Below are 18771 nucleotides of genomic sequence, written 5' to 3'. Positions count from 1 at the left end.
CGTGTCAGCAGCGTCACCGGTGCAAGGTCGCGCTCCGGATCGTAGGGCAGCTTCGGAAACAGCAGCGTATTGATGGCGAGCGGGCCGGGGATCGAGATGCCGAGCGTGGCGCCATCCGGGGCCGCCTTGGCCACCGCATCGGTGCCGATATTGCCCGAGGCGCCGGGCTTGTTTTCGATCACGAAGGTCGAGCCGGGGTGCTGCGTATGAAGCTGGTCGGCGAGCACCCGGCCGACAAGATCCGGTGTCGAGCCAGCGGCGAACGGCACCACGATCCGCACCGTCTTCGGCGGCCACGCGGTGGGCTGCGCCGCGGCCGCGCTGCTGACTGCGCACGCCGCGATGCCGAGCATCGCGAGCGTCGGCGGCAGGGTCCGGCGGAGGAGGTGTCCCAGCATTTGCATCGGTCCCGTAAAGAATGATACCCGGATTTCGCCCGCATGGCGCCGCGCTGCGGCAGGCCGTGCGACGGCGCGGACCATAGGTGGAATTGGCCGGTGCGCAAACCGCCGCATGCGCGGGCCGAGACAGGAGTGACGCGATGGGACTTGCGTTGATGATCGTCGGCCTGGTGCTGTTCATCGGCACCCATGTCGTCACCACCCAGCGCGACCTGCGCAGCCGCCTGATCGGGATCGGCGGCGAGGCGGTCTATAAGCTCGCCTATGCGGTGGTGGCGCTCAGCGGCCTCGCCCTGATCGCTTACGGTTTTGGATCCTATCGCGCGCACGGCTGGATCGACGTCTGGTATCCGCCGCATTGGACCAAGCATCTCACCGCGCTCTTGATGCTGCCGATGGCGATCCTGCTGGCTGCGGCGTATTCGCGCGGCCGTATCTACGCGGCGGTGAAGCATCCGATGCTGACTGCGGTGAAGCTGTGGGCGGTCGGCCACTTGATCGCGAACGGTGATCTCGGCTCGATTATTCTGTTCGGCTCGCTGCTGGCCTGGGCGGTGTTTGACCGTATTTCGCTGAAGCGGCGCAGCGACGCCGGCGGTCCGCCGATCCCGGTCGGCGGCGTCAAGAACGACGTCATCGCCATCGTGGCCGGCGTCGTGCTGTATCTGGCGCTCGCCTTCGTCTTCCATCCCTACGTTATCGGCGTGTCCGTGTTCGGAGCCTAAGCATGTCTGTTCAATCGACGATCCGGCGGAAGACCGCTCCCGACATCCGCGCACGCAAGGGCGGCGACCCGATCGTGATGCTGACCTCGTATCACGCGCACACCGCCTCGCTGGTCGATCGTTACTGCGACGCCATTCTGGTCGGGGACTCGCTCGGCAACGTGATGCACGGCTTCGAGACCACCGTGCCGGTGACGCTTGAGATGATGATCCTGCAGGGCCATGCGGTGATGCGCGGCTCGCAGCACGCGCTGGTCGTGGTCGACATGCCTTTCGGTTCGTACGAAGCGTCGAAGGAGCAGGCCTTCCACTCTGCTGCGCGGATCCTCAAGGAGACGCATTGCGGCGCCGTGAAGCTCGAAGGTGGCGTGCGGATGGCGGAGACGATCAGGTTCCTCACCGAGCGCGGCATTCCAGTGATGGGCCACATTGGTCTGACGCCGCAGTCGATCAACACGCTGGGCTCGTTCCGCGCGCAGGGCCGCGAGGAGGGGAGCTGGGCGCCGATCGAAGCCGACGCAAAGGCGGTCGCCGATGCCGGCGCGTTCTCGGTGGTGGTGGAAGCCGTCGCCGAACCGCTCGGCCGCAAAATCACCGAGATGATTTCGATCCCGACCATCGGCATCGGCGCCAGCGCCGCCTGCGATGGTCAGGTCTTGGTGCTCGAAGACATGCTCGGCCTGTCGCCGAAGCCGCCGAAGTTCGTCAAGCGCTATGGCGACCTCGGCCCCGGCATCGAAGCGGCGATCAAGGGCTACGCCGAGGAAGTCCGCTCGCGGGCGTTCCCCGGGCCCGAGCATGTTTACGGGATGAAGTCGAAGGCGTGAGGCGATCGCCAGGGCGTGCGTGCCGGTCAAGGTATCCCCTTGATCCGGCTCGCTTTGCCTTGCCAGCGCCATAACGCTAGGGTATCGCCCGCGCGGCGGCGAGGGATGGGCTAGCGGCGGCCCTGTTGGGCTGTTGCGCTGTCGGGACAGGAAGAATCTCCAAGTGTCTGAATTATTTAACGAAGTCGACGAGGAGCTGCGTCGCGAGCGGCTCAAGAGGCTGTGGGACAAGTACTCGATCGTTATCGTCGGCGGGGCGCTCCTGATCGTGGTCGGGGTCGGCGCCTGGCGCGGCTATGAATATTACGAGGCCAAGAAGGCGGCCGAAGCCGGTGCGGCCTTCGTCGCCGCTGCGGACCTGGCCGAGCAGAACAAGCACACCGAGGCGGAGGCGGCGTTCGACAAGATCGCGGCGTCGGCGCCTGCCGGCTATCGTACGCTGGCGCGGCTGCGGGCCGCCGCCGAGATCGGCGCGCGAGATCCGCAAGCCGCGGTGAAGCGCTACGACGAGATCGCGGCTGATCGCAGCCTCGCGGCGCCGTTCCGTGAACTCGCCAGCATCCGCGCCGCCAACCTGGTGCTGGAGACCGCGAGCTACAACGACCTAGTGCAGCGTCTCGAGCCAGTGGCATCCGGCAACGGCGCCTTCCGTCATACCGCGCGCGAACTGCTGGCGCTGGCGGCGTGGCGGGCCAACAACGTGGCGGCGACCCGGCAGTGGATCGACAAGATCACCACCGACGCCGAAACCCCCGGCAGCCTGCGCAGCCGGGCCGATGTGCTGCAGGCGCTGCTGCCGCCCACCGCGACCAAGAGCTGACGTCGTTCGAGCGACCGCGACACCAAAGATTGTGAGAGATAATCCATGCGCCTGTCGCACCGCCTGATTCCACTCGCCGTGCTGGTCGCGCTGTCCAGCGCTCTGGCCGGCTGTGGCAGCATGAGCAGCTTTGATCCGACCGACATGTTCGACTTCCTGGATCAGAAGAAGAAGCTCGCCGGCGATCGGAAGCCGGTGTTTCCGGAAGGCGTCCCGGGCCTCGAGCAGGGCGTGCCGAAGAGCCTGTACAAAGACGAGGTCGAGCAGCAGCAGCGCCAGCAGGCCGCCGCCGAGGCCGCGCCTGCGCCGGTTGAAGAGAAGCCGAAGCCCGCCGCCCGTTCCAAGAACCGGCACAATTCCGCGGCGCGTCGCCCGGCCGCACCGGCCGCTGAGCCCGCCGCCGAACCGGCCGCCGCGGAAGAGGGCGGCGCCGCCGCCGTGCCGCCGGCGCCGAAGCCGGCCAAGCAGTCGCGCCGCCGCGTCACCGCCCCGCCGGCCGACGATCAGTCCTCCGCGCCGGCGCCGGCGCAGTCGCAATCCTCCGGAACGGCTCCTTCCTTCCCGGCGCCGCTGCCGAGCGGCAGCTTCCAACGCTAATTCAGGCTCCGGCCTCGAAGGTCTGACCCGAGCGACATTGACAGGCCGCCGCTTCTCGGCGACGGATCAGCCATGTCTTTCACCCTCGCAATTATCGGCCGGCCTAACGTCGGCAAATCGACGCTGTTCAATCGCCTCGTCGGCCAAAAGCTGGCGCTGGTCGACGACGCGCCCGGCGTGACCCGTGACCGCCGTGAAGGCGAAGGCCGGCTCGGCGATCTCAGCTTCACGCTGATCGACACCGCCGGCCTCGACGAGGGGCCGAAGGGCTCGCTCACCGCCCGGATGCAGGAGCAGACCGAGACCGCGATCGAACTTGCCGATGCGCTGCTGTTCGTGATCGACGCCCGCGCCGGCCTGACCCCGAACGACCGCGCCTTTGCCGACTTCGCCCGCCGCGCCAACAAGCCGGTGGTGCTGGTCGCCAACAAGAGCGAAGGCAAGCACGGCGAGGTCGGGGCGATGGAGTCCTACGCGCTCGGCCTTGGTGATCCGGTGCAGATCTCCGCCGAGCACGGCGAGGGCCTGGGCGAACTCTACGACGCATTGCGTCCGCTGCTGCCGGAGCCGGTCGAAGACGAGGAAGACGACGAACTCGCCGACCAGAGCGAAGAGGCGATCGCGACGAGGCCGATCCGGGTGGCGATCGTCGGCCGTCCCAACGCCGGCAAGTCGACCTTCATCAATCGGCTGCTCGGCGAAGAGCGGCTGCTGACCAGCCCCGAAGCCGGCACCACCCGCGACTCCATCGCCGTCGAGGTCGAATGGAAGGGCCGCGACTTCCGCGTGTTCGATACTGCCGGGCTGCGCCGCCGTTCGCGGATCGAAGAGAAGCTGGAGAAGCTGTCGGTTGCGGATGCGCTGCGCGCGGTGCGCTTTGCCGAAGTCGTGGTGCTGATGATGGATGCGCAGCACCGCTTCGAGGAGCAGGATCTGCGGATCGCCGACCTCGTCGAGCGCGAGGGCAGGGCCCTGGTGATCGCCGTCAACAAGTGGGACCTGATCGAGCGCCAGGGCGGCCAGATCGCGCAGCTTCGCGCCGATGCCGACCACTGGCTGCCGCAGATCAAGGGCGTGCCGATCGTCGCGACCTCCGGCATGCTGGGCGAGGGCGTCGACCGCCTGATGCAGGCGATCCAGGATGCCTATGCGGTGTGGAACAGGCGTGTGCCGACCGCGGCGCTGAACCGCTGGTTCGAGCAGGCGACTTCGCAGAACCCGCCGCCGGCGGTCTCGGGTCGCCGCCTCAAGCTGAACTACGTCACCCAGACCAAGGCGCGGCCGCCGAGCTTCGTGGTGTTCTGTTCGCGCGCCGATGCGGTGCCGGAATCGTATTTGCGCTATCTCGTGAACAGCCTGCGCGGCGCCTTCGAACTGCCCGGCACGCCGGTGCGGATCACGCTGCGCGAGAAGGCCAATCCGTTCGCCCACAAGCGTAAACGCAAGTCATGACCGAGGAAGCCACAGCGCAGCAGCCGCCGGTGCCCGGCATGACCGGGCCGCGCCGCGCCGCCGTCGGTTTCATCTTCGTCACCATCCTGCTCGATATGCTGAGCATCGGCATGATCCTGCCGATCCTGCCGAAGCTGATCGAGAGCTTCTCCAACGACAACACCGCGGACGCGGCGCGGATCTACGGACTCTTCGGTACTGCCTGGGCACTGATGCAGTTCGTCGCGTCGCCGGTGCTCGGCGGGTTGTCCGATCGCTTCGGCCGCCGGCCGGTGATCCTGCTGTCCAATCTCGGCCTCGGGCTCGACTACATCCTGATGGCGCTGGCGCCGTCGCTTGGCTGGCTGTTTCTCGGCCGGGTGATTTCCGGTATCACCTCGGCGAGTATTTCGACGGCTTTCGCCTACATCGCCGACGTCACGCCGGCGGAAAAGCGCGCGGCGGTGTTCGGCAAGGTTGGCGCCGCGTTCGGGCTCGGCTTCATCATCGGTCCGGCGATCGGCGGGCTGCTCGGCGGCGTCGATCCGCGACTACCATTCTGGGTCGCGGCCGGGCTGAGCCTGTGCAACGCGCTGTATGGTCTGTTGGTCCTGCCGGAGTCGCTGCCGCCGGAGTGGCGCTCGCCGTTCCGCTGGAAGTCCGCCAACCCGGTCGGCGCGGTGCGGCTGCTCGCCTCCAACAGCCGGCTCGCCGCGATGGCAGTGGTGGAGTTCTGTGCCGAGGTCGCCCATGTCGCGCTTCCGGCGACCTTCGTGTTGTATACGAGCTATCGATATGGCTGGAGCGAGACCAAGATCGGTCTGGCCCTCGCTTTCGTCGGCGTCTGCACTGCAATCGTGCAGGGCGGCCTGGTTGGTCCCGCGCTGAAGCGGCTCGGCGAACGCAACGCACAGATTATCGGCTATGGCGGCGGGGCGCTCGGCTTTCTGATCTACGCGCTGGCGCCGACCGGCGCGCTGTTCTGGATCGGCATTCCGGTGATGACGCTATGGGGAATCGCGGGCCCTGCGACCTCCGGGATGATGACTCGGCTGGTGGCGGCCGACCAGCAGGGCCAGCTGCAGGGCGCGATGACCAGCGTCAAGAGTATCGCGGAATTGATCGGGCCTTTCCTGTTCACGCTGATCTTTGCGTATTTCATCGGCGCAAACGCGCCGTTCGCATTGCCAGGCGCGCCGTTCCTGCTCGCCGGCGTGCTACTGATCGTCTCGGTGCTGGTCGCGGCGACGGCCGGCGATGCGCGGCAGCGGGTTCCCGCCGGTTAGTTAGCTGAGGCCCGCTGTTGCTGCGCGGCCGGCTCTCTCAGAACGGCACGGATGCCCGGCCGCGGAGCGTCCAGATCTGGACGGTGCCGCCCAGGCCGCCGAGTTCGCCGCCGACCGCGACCGCCGCGCCGTTGCCGAACCGCGCTGCGATGCCTCCGGTCAACCGTGCCGACCAGCCGTCCATCAGCGGCACCGAAGCCAGCGGCGCTCCGCCCGCGAGCGTGATTGTCTCCGCGTTGTCGCCGAGGAAGTAGTAGTCGACAAACACGCCGGTGTAGGGCGCGAGCGTCAGCGTCGCGCTGTAGATCCAGGGATAACTGACCTTGAGGCCGGCCGATGCCCGCCCGGTGAAGAACTCGCGCTGGGCCTGCGGAGTGCCAAGGGAATCGATGTAGGCGTTTTGGCGCTCCCACAGCGCATAGACCTTCGCCGATGGCTCGATCGCGAAGCCGAACGCCTCCGTGGTGCCGGTGATGCCGCCAGACACCAGCCACCGCCGGCCATCGAAGCTGCCGAAGGCGCTGCCGGCCGAGCCGTCGTAACCGATCCCCGAATAGGCACCGGCGATGTCGAAGCGCAGCCCGGCGGCGGATCGCCACGCCGCGTAGGAGCCGATCGTCCAGCCATCGCCTTTGAGCCTGCCGTCGAGCGTACCGGACTTGTAGTCGAAGGTCTCGTAACCACCGACGAGGCCGATCAGGAAGTCCGGAGACGGCTTCCGGGTCAGTCCGATCAATGCATTGACCTGGTTTCCGCTGAGCACCGAGCTGCTGCTGCTGGCGTTCCATTGCCCGATGCCGGCCGCTTTCACCTCAGCCCACATCAGCCAATCCTTCGGCTCGACCTGTGCCTTCGCGGGTACCTTTGTGATGTCGGCCTTGCGATCTATCGCCGCGAAGGTGTCGTCAAAGCGGGATCGGCCTCGTCCCGGCCCGGTCGGACCGCCCATGCCGAATCCGGAGCTTTGGCCGGGCCCGTTGTCGCGGACGTATGACCGTGGCCAGCTGCTCTCGACGGCGCTGTCGGCCGCCCCGGTTCGGCTCTGCGACGGATCGTCGGTGAAGTTGAAGCGGAGGCCCGTGCCGGATGGTGCGACCAACTCGCCGCCGTCGTTGAACCCCTCGGAAATCGCAGAGTCGATCGCCCCAGAGATGGCAGCGCCGGAGGTCTGCGCGATGGTCTTGCTCGCGATGATCTGCATGGCGCGCAGCTTGAGACTGTCCTGGGGTGTGTTGACGGCTTGCAGCAGCGGCGACGAGCTACTGGCGGAGTAGCTGGCGTTGCCGATGAACGCGGCCAGAATGGTATGTGCGCCGACCGTCAGGCTGCTGGTGGTGAGCGTCGCGGTGCCGCCGGACAAAGCGACCGAACCGATCGTGACGCCGCTGTCGGTGAAGGTCACGGTGCCGGTCGGGACGGAGCCGCTCGCCGTCACCGTCGCGGTGAAGCTGACGGGCTGTCCCGCTTCGCTGGGGTTGCGCGACGAGGTGAGGGTCGTGGTTGTCGTGGTGACGATATAGCTGAATAAGCCGGCGCCGGTACCGCTGCCGCCCGGTGTCGTCACGGTGACGTCGACCACGCCTGCGGCATGAGCAGGAGTCGTTGCGGTGATGGTGGTGGCGCTGGTCACGCTCACGGCGGTGGCCGCGGTGCCGCCGAAGCTGACGGCGGTTGCGCCAGCGAGGTTGTTACCGGTGATCGTCACCGAGGTGCCGCCCGCGCCGGGGCCGCTCGCCGGACTGATCGACGTAACGCTGGGACCGGTGACGTAGCTGTAGAACCCGGTCCCCGTCGCGGTGCCGCCGGGCGTCGTCACCACGACGTCGACGCTGCCCGCAGCGTGAGCGGGCGTGGTCGCCGTGATCGTGGTGGCATTCACGATAGTGACGCTCGTGGCCGCAACCCCGCCGATCGTCACGGCCGTCGCCCCGGCGAGGTTCGTCCCTGTGATGGTGACCGACGTGCCGCCGCCGATCGGGCCCGCGGCGGGAGCGATCGCCGTCACGGTGGCGGCCGCTATATAGGTGAAACCGCCAGTCGACGTGACCGGGCCGCCGGCGGTGGTGACGACGACATCCCGAGCGCCCGAGGTGCCGGCGGGTGTCGTGATCGCGATCGAGGTCGCGGTGTTCGTTCCAAGGGTCGCGGCCGCTCCGCCGACCGTCACCGAGGTGACGCCGGACAGGTTGGTGCCGGTGATGGTCACCGACGTGCCGCCGGCGGCCGGTCCTGAGTTCGGTGAAATCGAACTGATGGTCGGGGGCGCCACATAGGTGAAGCCGCCGGTGGATGTCACCGAGCCGCCGGCGGTCGTCACGACGACGTCGCGTGCGCCGGCCGTGCCGCTCGGCGTCGTCACCACGATTGACGTGGAAGTGTTGGTGCCGAGCGAGGCCGCAGCGCCGCCGATGCTGACCGAAATGACGTTGGCGAGATTGCTGCCGGAGATAGTGATGGAGGTGCCGCCGCTGGTCGAGCCGGAGTTGGGGGAGATCGTGCCGATCGTTGGCGGTCCCGCGTAGGTGAAACCGCCGGTCGCCGTGGCCGAGCCACCACCGGTCGTCACGACGACGTCGCGCGCCCCTGCTGTGCCGGCCGGCGTGGTCACCACGACCGAGGTGGACGTATTGGTGCCGACTGTGGCGGGTGAGCCGCCGATCGTCACCCCGGTGACCCCGGCTAGATTGGTGCCGGTGATCGTCACCGACGTGCCGCCCGCCGTCGGGCCGGCGTTCGGTGCGATCGAGCTGATCGACGGCGACAGGATGTAGGTGAACCCGCCGGTTGCTGTGACCGAACCGCCCGGGGTGGTCAGGACGACATCACGTGCTCCGGCTGTCCCGGACGGCGTCGTCACCACGATCGACGTCGATGTATTGGTGCCGAGAGTCGCGGATGCCCCGCCGATGGTGACCGCTGTGACTCCGGACAGGTTGGTGCCGCTGATCGTCACCGAGGTGCCGCCTCCGGTGGAACCGGAATTCGGGGAGATCGTGCTGATCGTCGGCACCGCCGCGTAGGTGAAGCCGCCGGTCGACGTCGCAGCGCCACCGGGCGTGGTGACGACGACGTCTCGTGCCCCGGCTGTTCCGGACGGGGTGGTGATGACGATCGACGTCGCCGTGTTGGCGCCCAGAGTTGCCGCAGCGCCGCCGACCGTCACGCTCGTGACCCCGGACAGATTGCTGCCCGAAATGGTGACGCTGGTGCCGCCAGCGGTCGGGCCCGCACTGGGTGAAATCGAACCGATGGTCGGGCCGGCGATGTAGGTGAAGCCGCCGGTCGAGGTGGCCGAGCCGCCGGCTGTTGTCACCACCACGTCGCGTGCGCCAGCCGTCCCGGACGGCGTCGTAATGATGATCGAAGTCGATGTGTTGGTGCCGAGCGTCGCCGACGCCCCGCCCACCGTCACGCTGGTGACACCGGACAGGTTGGTGCCGCTGATGGTTACCGACGTGCCGCCGGTGGCCGGGCCCGAACCCGGCGAAATCGAACCGATGCTCGGTGGCGCCACATAGGTGAAGCCGCCGGTCGCGGTCGCCGAGCCGCCTGCGGTGGTAACAACAACGTCGCGTGCGCCCGCTGTCCCGGATGGCGTCGTGATGACGATCGACGTCGATGTGTTGGTTCCGAGCGTTGCCGATGCACCGCCGACTGTGACGCTGGTGACGCCTGACAGATTGGTACCACTGATGGTCACCGAAGTAGCGCCGCCGGTCGAACCGGAACTCGGCGAAATGCCTGTGATGGTCGGGGCGGCGATGTAGGTGAACTGGTCGCTCGAGCCGGTCGCCGATGTCCCGATTGGCGTGGTCACGGTGACGTGCACGGTCCCGGCGCTGCCGCTCGGCGAGGGCAAGACGATCTGGGTCGACGAACTGCTGGTGAAGCTGCCGCTCGCCACCGAATTCGAGCCGAAGCTGACCGAGGTTGCGCCGCTGAAGTTCGTACCTGTGATGGTAACCGAGGTGCCGCCTGTGGCTGGACCGGACGTCGGCGAGACACCGGTAACGGCAGGGGGGGACACATAGGTGAAACCGCCTGTCGACGTGACGGAGCCACCCGCGGTCGTTACAATGACGTCGCGTGCGCCTGCGGTGCCGGCCGGTGTGGTGATACTAATCGAGGTCGACGTATTGGTGCCGAGCGTCGCCGAGGCGCCGCCGACGGTCACCGAGGTGACGCCGGACAAGTTCGTCCCACCGATCGTCACCGCGGTGCCGCCCGCGGTCGAGCCTGAACTCGGCGAGATCGAGCTGATCGTCGGAGGCGCCACATAGGTAAATTGGTCGCTCGAACTCGTCGCCGAGGTCCCGACTCCGTTTGTCACCGTGATATGCACCGTGCCGGCGCTGCCGCTCGGCGACGGCACGACGATCTGGGTTGACGAACTGCTGGTGAAGCTGCTGCTCGGTACCGAGTTCGAGCCGAAGCTCACTGACGTCGCCCCGGTGAAGTTCGTGCCGTTGATCGTCACCGAGGTGCCGCCGGCGGTCGGGCCGGATGACGGCGATACCGACGTGACCGTCGGACTGCCGGCCGCGGTGCAGGTGGCCGAGAACGCCACGCTGCCGCGAAACCCGCTGCCGGTCTGGTCGATCGCTTCCGAAGATAGGCCCGGCGTCGAAGCCCCATCCGGATTGTTGTTGATCTTCACTATGTCGCCGGCGGACAGCGTGTAGCTGCCGGACGTGCTGATATGGAAGCCAGCGCCGCTGTTGTTATTGAAGGTTGCAGGAATACCGAACGAATAGTCCGCGGTAAATCCGGCATCGATGGTTCCCGCCGTCGTCGAGATGGTCACCGAATAATGGAGCGTGTCGCCAGCAGCGAATGCCGTCAAATAGGCCTCGTTGAAGCCTTTGCCGTCGTCTGGAGCGCCTGGCGACGTGAACGTCACGTTGTAGTTCAAAGCGCCGCCGTTCACGGCCGTACAACTTGCCGATGCCCAGCTTGCGGTCGAAGTCAGCGCGATCGCTGCGGCCGCTAGCGCCGCGGACGCAAAGATACGAAGCCTGCTCTTGAGTCCGGCCGGTGGCGCGCAGGTGCTGCCAACAAGCCGCAGCAATCGCGCGCAGCTCTCCGCTGAGGGCGGCTTCGGTGAGCGAGAAACCGCCCATAGCCGCTCTGCCGCGGTGCCATGCGGCGTGACGCGGGATTTCTGCGAGAACCTGGCAGAATCGTTCAAGCGCATGACTCTCGTCGAAATCAGAGAGAGGTACGAATTGATAGTTCACGCGGCTTTTTAGGAAATGTGCGAGAAACGAACGATTGAGCGTTGCATCTGTTTGGTTGTAGTATCAAGGCATCTCGCGATTTAGCATTGTTAATTCGGCTTATCGTTGTAGATAGGTCACAAGTTCGCGTTGCTGCGTGGTAGCCGTGTAGAGGCTTTGCGAAATCGATTGATTGTTACTTAGTGGTTTGGCTTGTCGATGCGACTGAATGCACGGTTTGATGAATTTGTGTCGAGTGAAGATTTTGGTGATTTGGTTATTGATGCAGAAAGCGCGTCGCGTGAGTGACGCGCGGGATTTGTTCATCGCTGTTGGATTGTTGCCGAAGTGATGATGAATGGCGTGCAAAGCGAATTAGCTTGTCTGCTGTGCATCGGTGAAATGAGGTCGTTGGACGAAGTTATCGAGTGGTCGAATTTCCGGTCGTCGGTAGGTTGATCGTCATTCAGTGCGGCGGTTCGCTTCATGGTTTCCAACAAGAAGGGGAGAGATGCTGAGAATGAGCTCGGTCCGGATTGATGCGGACCGGATTTGACATTGGAGGGGCATGACGCTGCTGGCCTCGCGCCCCATCGTTCTCCACGAAAGGAATTGGTCAGATGGCAGACTCTTTCATTGGTCAGATCATGCAGGTCAGTTTCAACTACGCACCGGTGGATTGGGCAGTCGCGGCCGGGCAGACGTTCAATGTCACACAGAACCAGGCCCTGTTCGCGCTGATCGGCGGGACCTTCGGTGGCGACGGACGGACGACGTTTCAGCTCCCCAATCTTCAGTCGCGGGTGATCATCGGTGCCGGGCAGGGGCCGGGTCTCAGTAACTATGCGTGGGGTGCGCATGCCGGCGTCGAGCGCGTCACGCTGACCCAGGCAAACCTGCCGGCGCATTCGCACGCGGCGACATTCACGCCGACCGGCGGCGGGGGCGGTGCGGCGGCAGTTCAGGCCCTGACGGGTGTCACGGTCAGTTCTCTGTCGGGTTCCCCTGCTGTCGGATCGCTACTGGCCAATACCGGCCCAACCGGAGGAGGGCAGCCGAAGATTTACGCACCCGCCGGGACGGCAGGCACGCCCGTCAATCTGGGCGGTGTAAGCGGCGGCGGCGGCATCACCGGCGGGACGGTTCAGATCGGCAACACCGGAAGCAACGTTCCCGTCGAGACCTTGCCGCCCTACCTCGCGCTCAGGACCAATATCTGTCTGTCGGGCCTGTATCCGGTTCAGGACTGAGCAGAACTCGTGTGCTGGGCTTCCGATGGAAGCATCGGGAGCCCACCACGCCCTGCTGGGCGTGGCCGAGATACTGTCAATTGAAGACGGCTTGATATCGCCTGCGACCGTTTTTCGGCTGTAACTGAGAAATCAGGATGGTGTAAGGGCCGCCACGGCCGCAATCGAATTCATAGGCGGCATCGAGCAGGTATACGTGTTCGGCCGATTCAAAGAACAGGCTGAAAGGCTCTCGCTCGGCACCGATGAACAGCGGCTTGCGTTGCAACCTGACCAGAGTGAGCTCGACCGGCTCGGGAACGGTGGACACGCGGACGGCACGCCCGATCCAGGGTTCGAAATCTTCAGGCTTCATCAGATACATTGGTGACCTCGATCAGGTGCAATTATCATTCGGAAATGCAGCGTTCGGAGTTGATCCAAACGACAGATAGTATCGCCTTCGATGCGACGGACTGCCTCCGTCGTCAATGAGGCGCCGCAAAGAGCCGGTTCGGGCAGATCATGCGGGCGGTGGGATGAGCAGAATGGGCGCACATTTCACGTTGTCAGTCCCCGGACTGACGATCCGGCCGGCGCGGCCCGAGGATGACGTCTTCTGCCGCGTCCTTTCGGACGCGACGTTGCGCGCGGCATGGATCGGCATCGACATGCCGGATGAACTGCAGACCGCGCTACTCGTGCAGCAATTCGAAGCGCGCCGGATCGGCTATCGACAGAGCTATCCGAGGGCTGAGTATTTCATCATTGCGGAGCGGGAGGTTGCCGTCGGTCGCCTGGTGGTGGCGGACGAGGTGGGTAGCGACGGGCAGCATGATCAGGGCGAGCCGGATGCGGGCGCTGCAGGCAGGTCAGCCGAGCTGGCGCTACGTCTTGTCGACATCGCGCTGCTGCCGGCCGCGCAGGGGCGCGGCATCGGGCGCGAGGTGATCGCGAGCCTCGCGCGTGCAGGGCGGGAGGTCGGGGCGCAGCGCCTGACATTGTCGGTGCAGCCATCCAATGATCGCGCGCGCAGCCTGTATCTTCGGCTGGGCTTCGTCGAGACGGACTGCGAGGCGTTTCGGCAGATGACGATGCGGCTGGACTGACCGGCGCCTCGGCCTAAATGATGATGGCCGGGGCGGACCCCGGCCATGATCAACTTCGCGAAGGGGCCGAGGACTTACTTCTTGACCAGCGGGCACTCGCTGTCCGCCAGCGGACGCGCAGCGTCATCGGCGGAGATGTCGGCGACCTTCTTGTAGTAGTCCCACGGGCCCTTGGACTCGGCCGGTGACTTCACTTCGAACAGGAACGCCGGCACCATGCGGCGGCCGTCGGCGCGGATCACCGATTTGCCGAACGGCAGATCGTCCGCCGGGATTTCCTTCATCTTGGCGACGACCTTGGCGCCGTCATGCGGATTGCCGCCCATCGCTTCCAGCGTCTTCAGATAGTGCAGCACCGCGGCATACACGCCGGCCTGAGTCATCGACGGCTTGGCGTTGTTCTTGGCCTGCTTCTGGAAGCGGTCCGCGAACGCACGGGTGTTGTCGTTGAGGTCCCAATAGTAGGACTCGGTGAAGGTCAGGCCTTGCGCCGTCTTCAGCCCGAGCGAGTGGACGTCGTTGATGAACAGCAGCAGCGCGGCCAGCTTTTGTCCGCCCGCGGTGATGCCGAACTCGGCGGCCTGTTTGATCGAGTTGGTGGTGTCGCCGCCGGCATTGGCGAGTCCGATCACCTTGGCCTTCGACGCCTGCGCCTGCAGCAGGAACGACGAGAAGTCCGGGGTGTTCAGCGGATGCTTGACGCTGCCGACCACCTTGCCGCCATTGGCCTTGACGACCGCAGTGGTGTCGCGCTCGAGCGCGGCGCCGAACGCGTAGTCGGCGGTGAGGAAGAACCAGGTATCACCGCCGGCCTTGGTCAGGGCCTGACCCGTGCCGTGCGCCAGCATGTAAGTGTCGTACGTCATCGAGATGGTATTGGCATTGCACGCCTTACCGGTCAGGTCGGCGCTGGCGCCGCCCGAGTTCATCAGGATGCTGTTCTTCTCTTTGACCAGATTGCTGATCGCGAGCGCGACGCCCGAATTCGGCGTGTCGGTGATCAGGTCGACCTTGTCGACATCGATCCACTGCCGCGCCAGATTGACGCCGACGTCCGGTTTGTTCTGGTGATCGCCGGAGACCAGTTCGATCTTCCAGCCCTTCGCTTCGAGCCCTGAATCAGCGATCGCCATCTTGGCGGCTACCACTGAGTTCGGGCCGCCGATGTCGGCGTACAGGCTCGACATGTCGTTAAGTACGCCGATCTTGGCGGTCTTGTCGCCGGACTGGGCCGACGCCGGCAGGATCAACGCCGCACTCACCAACGCAGCAGCGATGGCGTGCGAGAACACTCCTCTCATCACTTCCCCCTTTGTATGGATAGCTGATTGACTGCGGATGTTTCCCCGCTTGTAGTCAGTCAATCGCGCTGCCGGGCCGAAGTCAATCGGCCTGGGGGTCTTTCAGGGTGCGAGAGGGGCCGTCGAACAGCTTGCCGGTTTCGGTAAAGGACGGCAGGCACAGCGGTAGCAACAGCTCCGCAGCCTGCTCGGGCGTCGGCAGAGTTTCCGGGTCTTCGCCCGGCATCACGCTGGCGCGCAGCTTGGTCCGGGTCGGACCGGGATCGAACAGGTTGATGCGGATCGGCGTGGTGTTGACCACTTCCTTGGCCCACACCTGAACCAGCGTTTCCAGGGCGGCCTTCGATGCCGCATACGGGCCGCGGTAGCCCGGCGCCTTGCCGCCCGCGCGCGAGGTCAGGAACACGGCACGGCCGGCATCAGACGCCCGCAGCAGCGGTTCCATGCAGCGCACGAGCTGGAAGTTCACATTCAGGTTGATGCCGATGACGTCGAGCCAAGGCTTCAGCTCGATATGGCCGAGCGGCGAAGACGGGCCGCCGATGCCGGCATTACCGACCAGGACGTCGAGCTTGCCGTGGCGTTCGTAGATCGTGCCGCCGAGGCGGCCGATCGCCTGATAGTCGGTGAGATCGAGCGGGACCAGCGTCAGCGGATGACCGCCGTCCTTACGCACCTCGTCGTCGAGCTCTTCGAGACCGCCCTGGGTGCGGGCGACGGCGATGACGTGCGCGCCGGCCTTGGCGAGCGCCTTGGCGGTGGCGTAGCCGATGCCGCGCGAGGCGCCGGTGACGAGAGCGATGCGGGAGACGAGAGGTTGGGTCATGACAGGTCCGGCTCAAGATATATCGCGCATTGTCATACGCGGACCGGACCCGAGTATCCATCCTCTAAAAGAGGTATCGTGGGCGTCGTCACCGGCGTGGCCGATGACGACGTCAAGGCCGTGGCCGGATCAGCTCGCCTCGGCCAGCAGCGACAATTGCCGCGGCGCCGACTCGGTCTGATTGAGATCGGTGAGGCCGGTCGGATAGTCACCGGTAAAGCAGTGGTCGGTGAACTTCGGCAACGCCGGATCGCGGCCCGGTTCGCCCATCGCGCGATAGATGCCGTCGACCGACAGGAACGCCAGCGTGTCGGCGCCGATCAGGTCGCGCATCTCTTCGAGCGAATGCGTCGCGGCCAGCAGGCCGGCGCGATCCGGAGTGTCGATGCCGTAGTAGTCCGGGTGGGTGATCGGCGGTGAGGCGATGCGGAAGTGCACCTCGCGGGCGCCGGCATCGCGCATCATCTTTACGATCTTCTTCGACGTGGTGCCGCGGACGAGGCTGTCGTCGATCAGCACGATCCGCTTGCCTTCGATCGCGGCGCGGTTGGCCGAGTGCTTCATCCGGACGCCGAGTTCGCGAACGCTCTGGGTCGGCTGAATGAAGGTCCGGCCGACATAGTGGTTGCGGATGATGCCGAGCTCGAACGGCACGCCGGACTGCCGCGAATAACCGATCGCCGCCGGCACGCCGGAATCCGGCACCGGCACGATGACGTCGGATTCGACGTGGCTCTCAAGTGCCAGCTGGGCGCCGAACGCTTTGCGAACGTCGTACACCGAACGGCCGCCGACGATGGAGGCCGGACGGGCGAAGTAGATGTACTCGAAGATGCAGGGGCGGGGCGGCTGCGGCGGGAACGGCTTGTGGCTGGTGACGCCGTGGCGGTCGAACACGATGACTTCGCCGGGTTCGACGTCGCGGACGTAACGCGCGCCGATGATGTCGAGTGCACAGGTCTCCGACGCCAGGATCGGGCAGCCGTCGAGTTCGCCGAGCACCAGCGGACGGATGCCGAGCGGATCGCGGGCGCCGACCAGCTTCTTGTTGGTCAGCGACACCAGCGAGTAGGCGCCTTCCAGCGCGCGCAGCGACTCGATGAAGCGCTCGATGAACCGCGTCTTCTTGGAGTGCGCGACGAGATGCAGGATCACTTCGGTGTCGGTGGTCGACTGCATGATCGCGCCGCTGCGGATCAGCTCACGGCGCAGGGTGAGACCGTTGGTGAGGTTGCCGTTGTGGCCGACCGCGAAGCCGCCGGCGTTGAGCTCGGCGAACAGCGGCTGGACGTTGCGCAGGATGGTTTCACCGGTGGTCGAATAGCGGACGTGGCCGATCGCCGAATTGCCCGGCAGCCGCGCGATCACGTCGGCGCGCGAGAAGGTGTCACCGACCAGGCCGAGGCGACGCTCGGAATGAAACCGGCCGTTGTCGAACGACACGATGCCGGCGGCTTCCTGACCGCGGTGCTGCAAGGCGTGCAGGCCGAGCGCGGTGATCGCGGCGGCATCGGGGTGCCCGAAAATGCCGAACACGCCGCACTCTTCGCGCAGCGTGTCACCGTCAGTATCGAAAACGGTATCGTCGAGGATGTGTTGGTCGCGAGCGTCCGAAGCGGGCGTTGCGGCGTCGTCGGAAGAGCTGGGCATCGCGTCCATCGCGCCTCTCATGTGGGACACGCTCAGCGCGTGGCCGGTTTGCCCTCTATCAGCTTTTTCAGGCCGTCACGGGCAGGTTTGCTATAGCCGTCATTGGCACCGGGAGCAGCCGAATCCTCGGTCTGCTGCTGGTCTTCTTCCGGCTTGTTCTTCTTGAACAGTTTCAAGATGGTATTTTCAGGGTCGTCCGGCAAGAGCGTCATCAGCCAATCACCGGTTCCTTGCAGAACCGTGCGCGACTTCGCGTTGGTGACCCACTCGGGGCGCTGCTTGTCCGGCACCAGCCAGTTGAAGAACAGATACGCCACCACCACGATCAGCAGACCGCGGGCGAGACCGAACAGGAAGCCGAGGGTGCGATCGAGCGCGCCAATGCGCGAATCCAGGATCATGTCCGAGATCCGCACCGTGATGATCGACACGATGATCAGGGTGCCGAGGAAGACGCCGGCGATCACCACCACGGCGGCGACCGTCTCGGACGAGAAATAGGTCCGCGCCGTCGGCATCAGCTTCTGGAATGCGTACAGCGTCACCAGCGCGGCGGCGCCCCAGGCCGCGATCGACAGCACTTCGCGCATGAAGCCGCGCACCATCGCGAGCAGCCCCGACACCAACATCACCGCGAGAACAACGAGATCAAGGATGGTAATCGGCATCGGCAGGTCAGGTCCGCTCGGTCAGCACAACGGCGAATCGGCGTGCACGGGGTCGGCACAGGTGACGGTGGTATGGCACGCGGCGCAAGGCGAGAAAACCACCCCCGTCCGCCTCGCCACAGCAATGTTCCGCTGGGTTAAAGCTTGGTGGCCGGATACGTTCAGCTTGCGCGGGCGTTGTATAGCGGCGCGCTCCCGAAACGTCACGCCGCTTCAACCCTCCTGGCGCCGGAATCGCGCCGGTGTTGCATTTGAGGCAGCTTTCGTCCGCGGCGCACCATCGTCGTCGCCCCGCCGTGTGCCGCGCGCGGCGATATCCGCCACCAGGCTGGAGAGGCCGCCGACGGATTGCAGCGTCAGCCCGGCATCGCTCGGCGCTTCGCCGCGGGTCTGTTCCGGCAGCACGGCGCGGGCAAAGCCGAGTTTCGCGGCCTCTTTTAGCCGCGCCGGCGTCTGCGCCACCGGGCGCACCGCGCCGGACAGCGAAATCTCGCCGAAATACACCGCGTCGGTCGGCAGCGGCGCGTTCGCCAGCGACGACACCAGCGCGGCGGCAGCGGCCAGATCGGCGGCGGGCTCGTTGATGCGCAGGCCGCCAGCGACGTTGAAATAGACGTCGTAGCCGCTCAGCTTGACGCCGCAATGCGCCTCGAGCACCGCAAGCACCATCGACCTGTCTCTTATA

The 18771-nt window shown here is 65.9% G+C and carries 16 protein-coding genes; 8 read left to right on the top strand and 8 right to left on the bottom strand.

Annotated elements, in window-relative coordinates:
• Positions 1 to 398 (bottom strand): Bug family tripartite tricarboxylate transporter substrate binding protein (locus DY467_RS24225; RefSeq protein WP_249776273.1); only part of this gene is annotated, 398 nt, incomplete at its 3' end.
• Between the two features lie 143 nt (positions 399 to 541).
• On the opposite strand from DY467_RS24225, the gene DY467_RS24220 reads away from it, so the two are divergent.
• The 6 genes from DY467_RS24220 to DY467_RS24195 all read left to right on the top strand — a co-directional run bounded on the left by DY467_RS24220 (position 542) and on the right by DY467_RS24195 (position 6087).
• Positions 542 to 1126 (top strand): NnrU family protein, encoded by a 585-nt coding sequence (locus DY467_RS24220; protein WP_107344961.1) that lies wholly within the window; start codon positions 542 to 544, stop codon positions 1124 to 1126.
• A gap of 2 nt (positions 1127 to 1128) precedes the next feature.
• Entirely contained in the window at positions 1129 to 1953 is an 825-nt protein-coding gene (gene panB / locus DY467_RS24215) for a 3-methyl-2-oxobutanoate hydroxymethyltransferase (RefSeq protein WP_164572988.1), read from the top strand.
• A gap of 163 nt (positions 1954 to 2116) precedes the next feature.
• Positions 2117 to 2773 carry a tetratricopeptide repeat protein gene (locus DY467_RS24210; protein WP_107356034.1) on the top strand — a complete coding sequence of 219 codons (657 nt, stop codon included), beginning with the start codon at positions 2117 to 2119 and terminating at the stop codon, positions 2771 to 2773.
• A gap of 45 nt (positions 2774 to 2818) precedes the next feature.
• A complete protein-coding gene (locus DY467_RS24205) occupies positions 2819 to 3370 on the top strand; it encodes a hypothetical protein (RefSeq protein ID WP_164639536.1) in 552 nt (183 codons plus the stop codon).
• 72 nt (positions 3371 to 3442) lie between these two features.
• On the top strand, positions 3443 to 4822 hold the full coding sequence (gene der / locus DY467_RS24200; RefSeq protein WP_107344957.1) for a ribosome biogenesis GTPase Der: 1380 nt from the start codon (positions 3443 to 3445) through the stop codon (positions 4820 to 4822).
• Entirely contained in the window at positions 4819 to 6087 is a 1269-nt protein-coding gene (locus DY467_RS24195; protein WP_164639534.1) for a TCR/Tet family MFS transporter, read from the top strand. Before der ends, DY467_RS24195 begins: the two co-directional genes overlap by 4 nt.
• 37 nt (positions 6088 to 6124) lie before the next feature.
• Here DY467_RS24195 and DY467_RS24190 read toward each other — a convergent pair whose 3' ends face one another.
• Positions 6125 to 11281, bottom strand: coding sequence for an IPT/TIG domain-containing protein (locus DY467_RS24190; protein ID WP_246701630.1), 5157 nt, complete (start codon positions 11279 to 11281; stop codon positions 6125 to 6127).
• A gap of 642 nt (positions 11282 to 11923) precedes the next feature.
• On the opposite strand from DY467_RS24190, the gene DY467_RS24185 reads away from it, so the two are divergent.
• Positions 11924 to 12553 carry a phage tail protein gene (locus tag DY467_RS24185; RefSeq protein ID WP_164573783.1) on the top strand — a complete coding sequence of 210 codons (630 nt, stop codon included), beginning with the start codon at positions 11924 to 11926 and terminating at the stop codon, positions 12551 to 12553.
• Positions 12554 to 12629: 76 nt separating this feature from the next.
• Here the strand turns inward: DY467_RS24185 and DY467_RS24180 are convergent, their stop codons facing one another.
• Positions 12630 to 12917: a DUF6916 family protein gene (locus tag DY467_RS24180; protein ID WP_164639530.1), complete on the bottom strand. Its 288-nt coding sequence runs from the start codon at positions 12915 to 12917 to the stop codon at positions 12630 to 12632.
• Between the two features lie 163 nt (positions 12918 to 13080).
• Here DY467_RS24180 and DY467_RS24175 point away from each other — a divergent pair, with 163 nt between their 5' ends.
• Entirely contained in the window at positions 13081 to 13641 is a 561-nt protein-coding gene (locus tag DY467_RS24175; protein ID WP_164639527.1) for a GNAT family N-acetyltransferase, read from the top strand.
• 74 nt (positions 13642 to 13715) lie between these two features.
• Here DY467_RS24175 and DY467_RS24170 read toward each other — a convergent pair whose 3' ends face one another.
• The 5 genes from DY467_RS24170 to DY467_RS24150 form a co-directional block, all read right to left on the bottom strand.
• On the bottom strand, positions 13716 to 14942 hold the full coding sequence (locus tag DY467_RS24170) for an ABC transporter substrate-binding protein (RefSeq protein WP_164639525.1): 1227 nt from the start codon (positions 14940 to 14942) through the stop codon (positions 13716 to 13718).
• Positions 14943 to 15024: 82 nt separating this feature from the next.
• Entirely contained in the window at positions 15025 to 15768 is a 744-nt protein-coding gene (locus DY467_RS24165; RefSeq protein ID WP_164639524.1) for an SDR family NAD(P)-dependent oxidoreductase, read from the bottom strand.
• A 129-nt stretch (positions 15769 to 15897) separates the two neighbouring features.
• The gene (purF, locus tag DY467_RS24160) at positions 15898 to 17427 is read right to left on the bottom strand and encodes an amidophosphoribosyltransferase (protein ID WP_164639522.1); all 1530 of its coding nucleotides are present in this window, start codon (positions 17425 to 17427) and stop codon (positions 15898 to 15900) included.
• A 23-nt stretch (positions 17428 to 17450) separates the two neighbouring features.
• Positions 17451 to 18086 carry a CvpA family protein gene (locus DY467_RS24155; RefSeq protein WP_164639520.1) on the bottom strand — a complete coding sequence of 212 codons (636 nt, stop codon included), beginning with the start codon at positions 18084 to 18086 and terminating at the stop codon, positions 17451 to 17453.
• A 213-nt stretch (positions 18087 to 18299) separates the two neighbouring features.
• Positions 18300 to 18771: magnesium chelatase domain-containing protein (locus tag DY467_RS24150; RefSeq protein WP_283811821.1), on the bottom strand; the 472-nt coding region annotated here is incomplete at its 5' end.

The sequence above is a fragment of the Rhodopseudomonas sp. BR0G17 genome (genome assembly GCF_010907025.1).
Classification (GTDB): Bacteria; Pseudomonadota; Alphaproteobacteria; order Rhizobiales; family Xanthobacteraceae; genus Rhodopseudomonas; species Rhodopseudomonas palustris_H.
The sequence above is the reverse complement of the archived record's forward strand: the minus strand, read 5'-3'. Positions and strand labels throughout refer to the sequence as shown.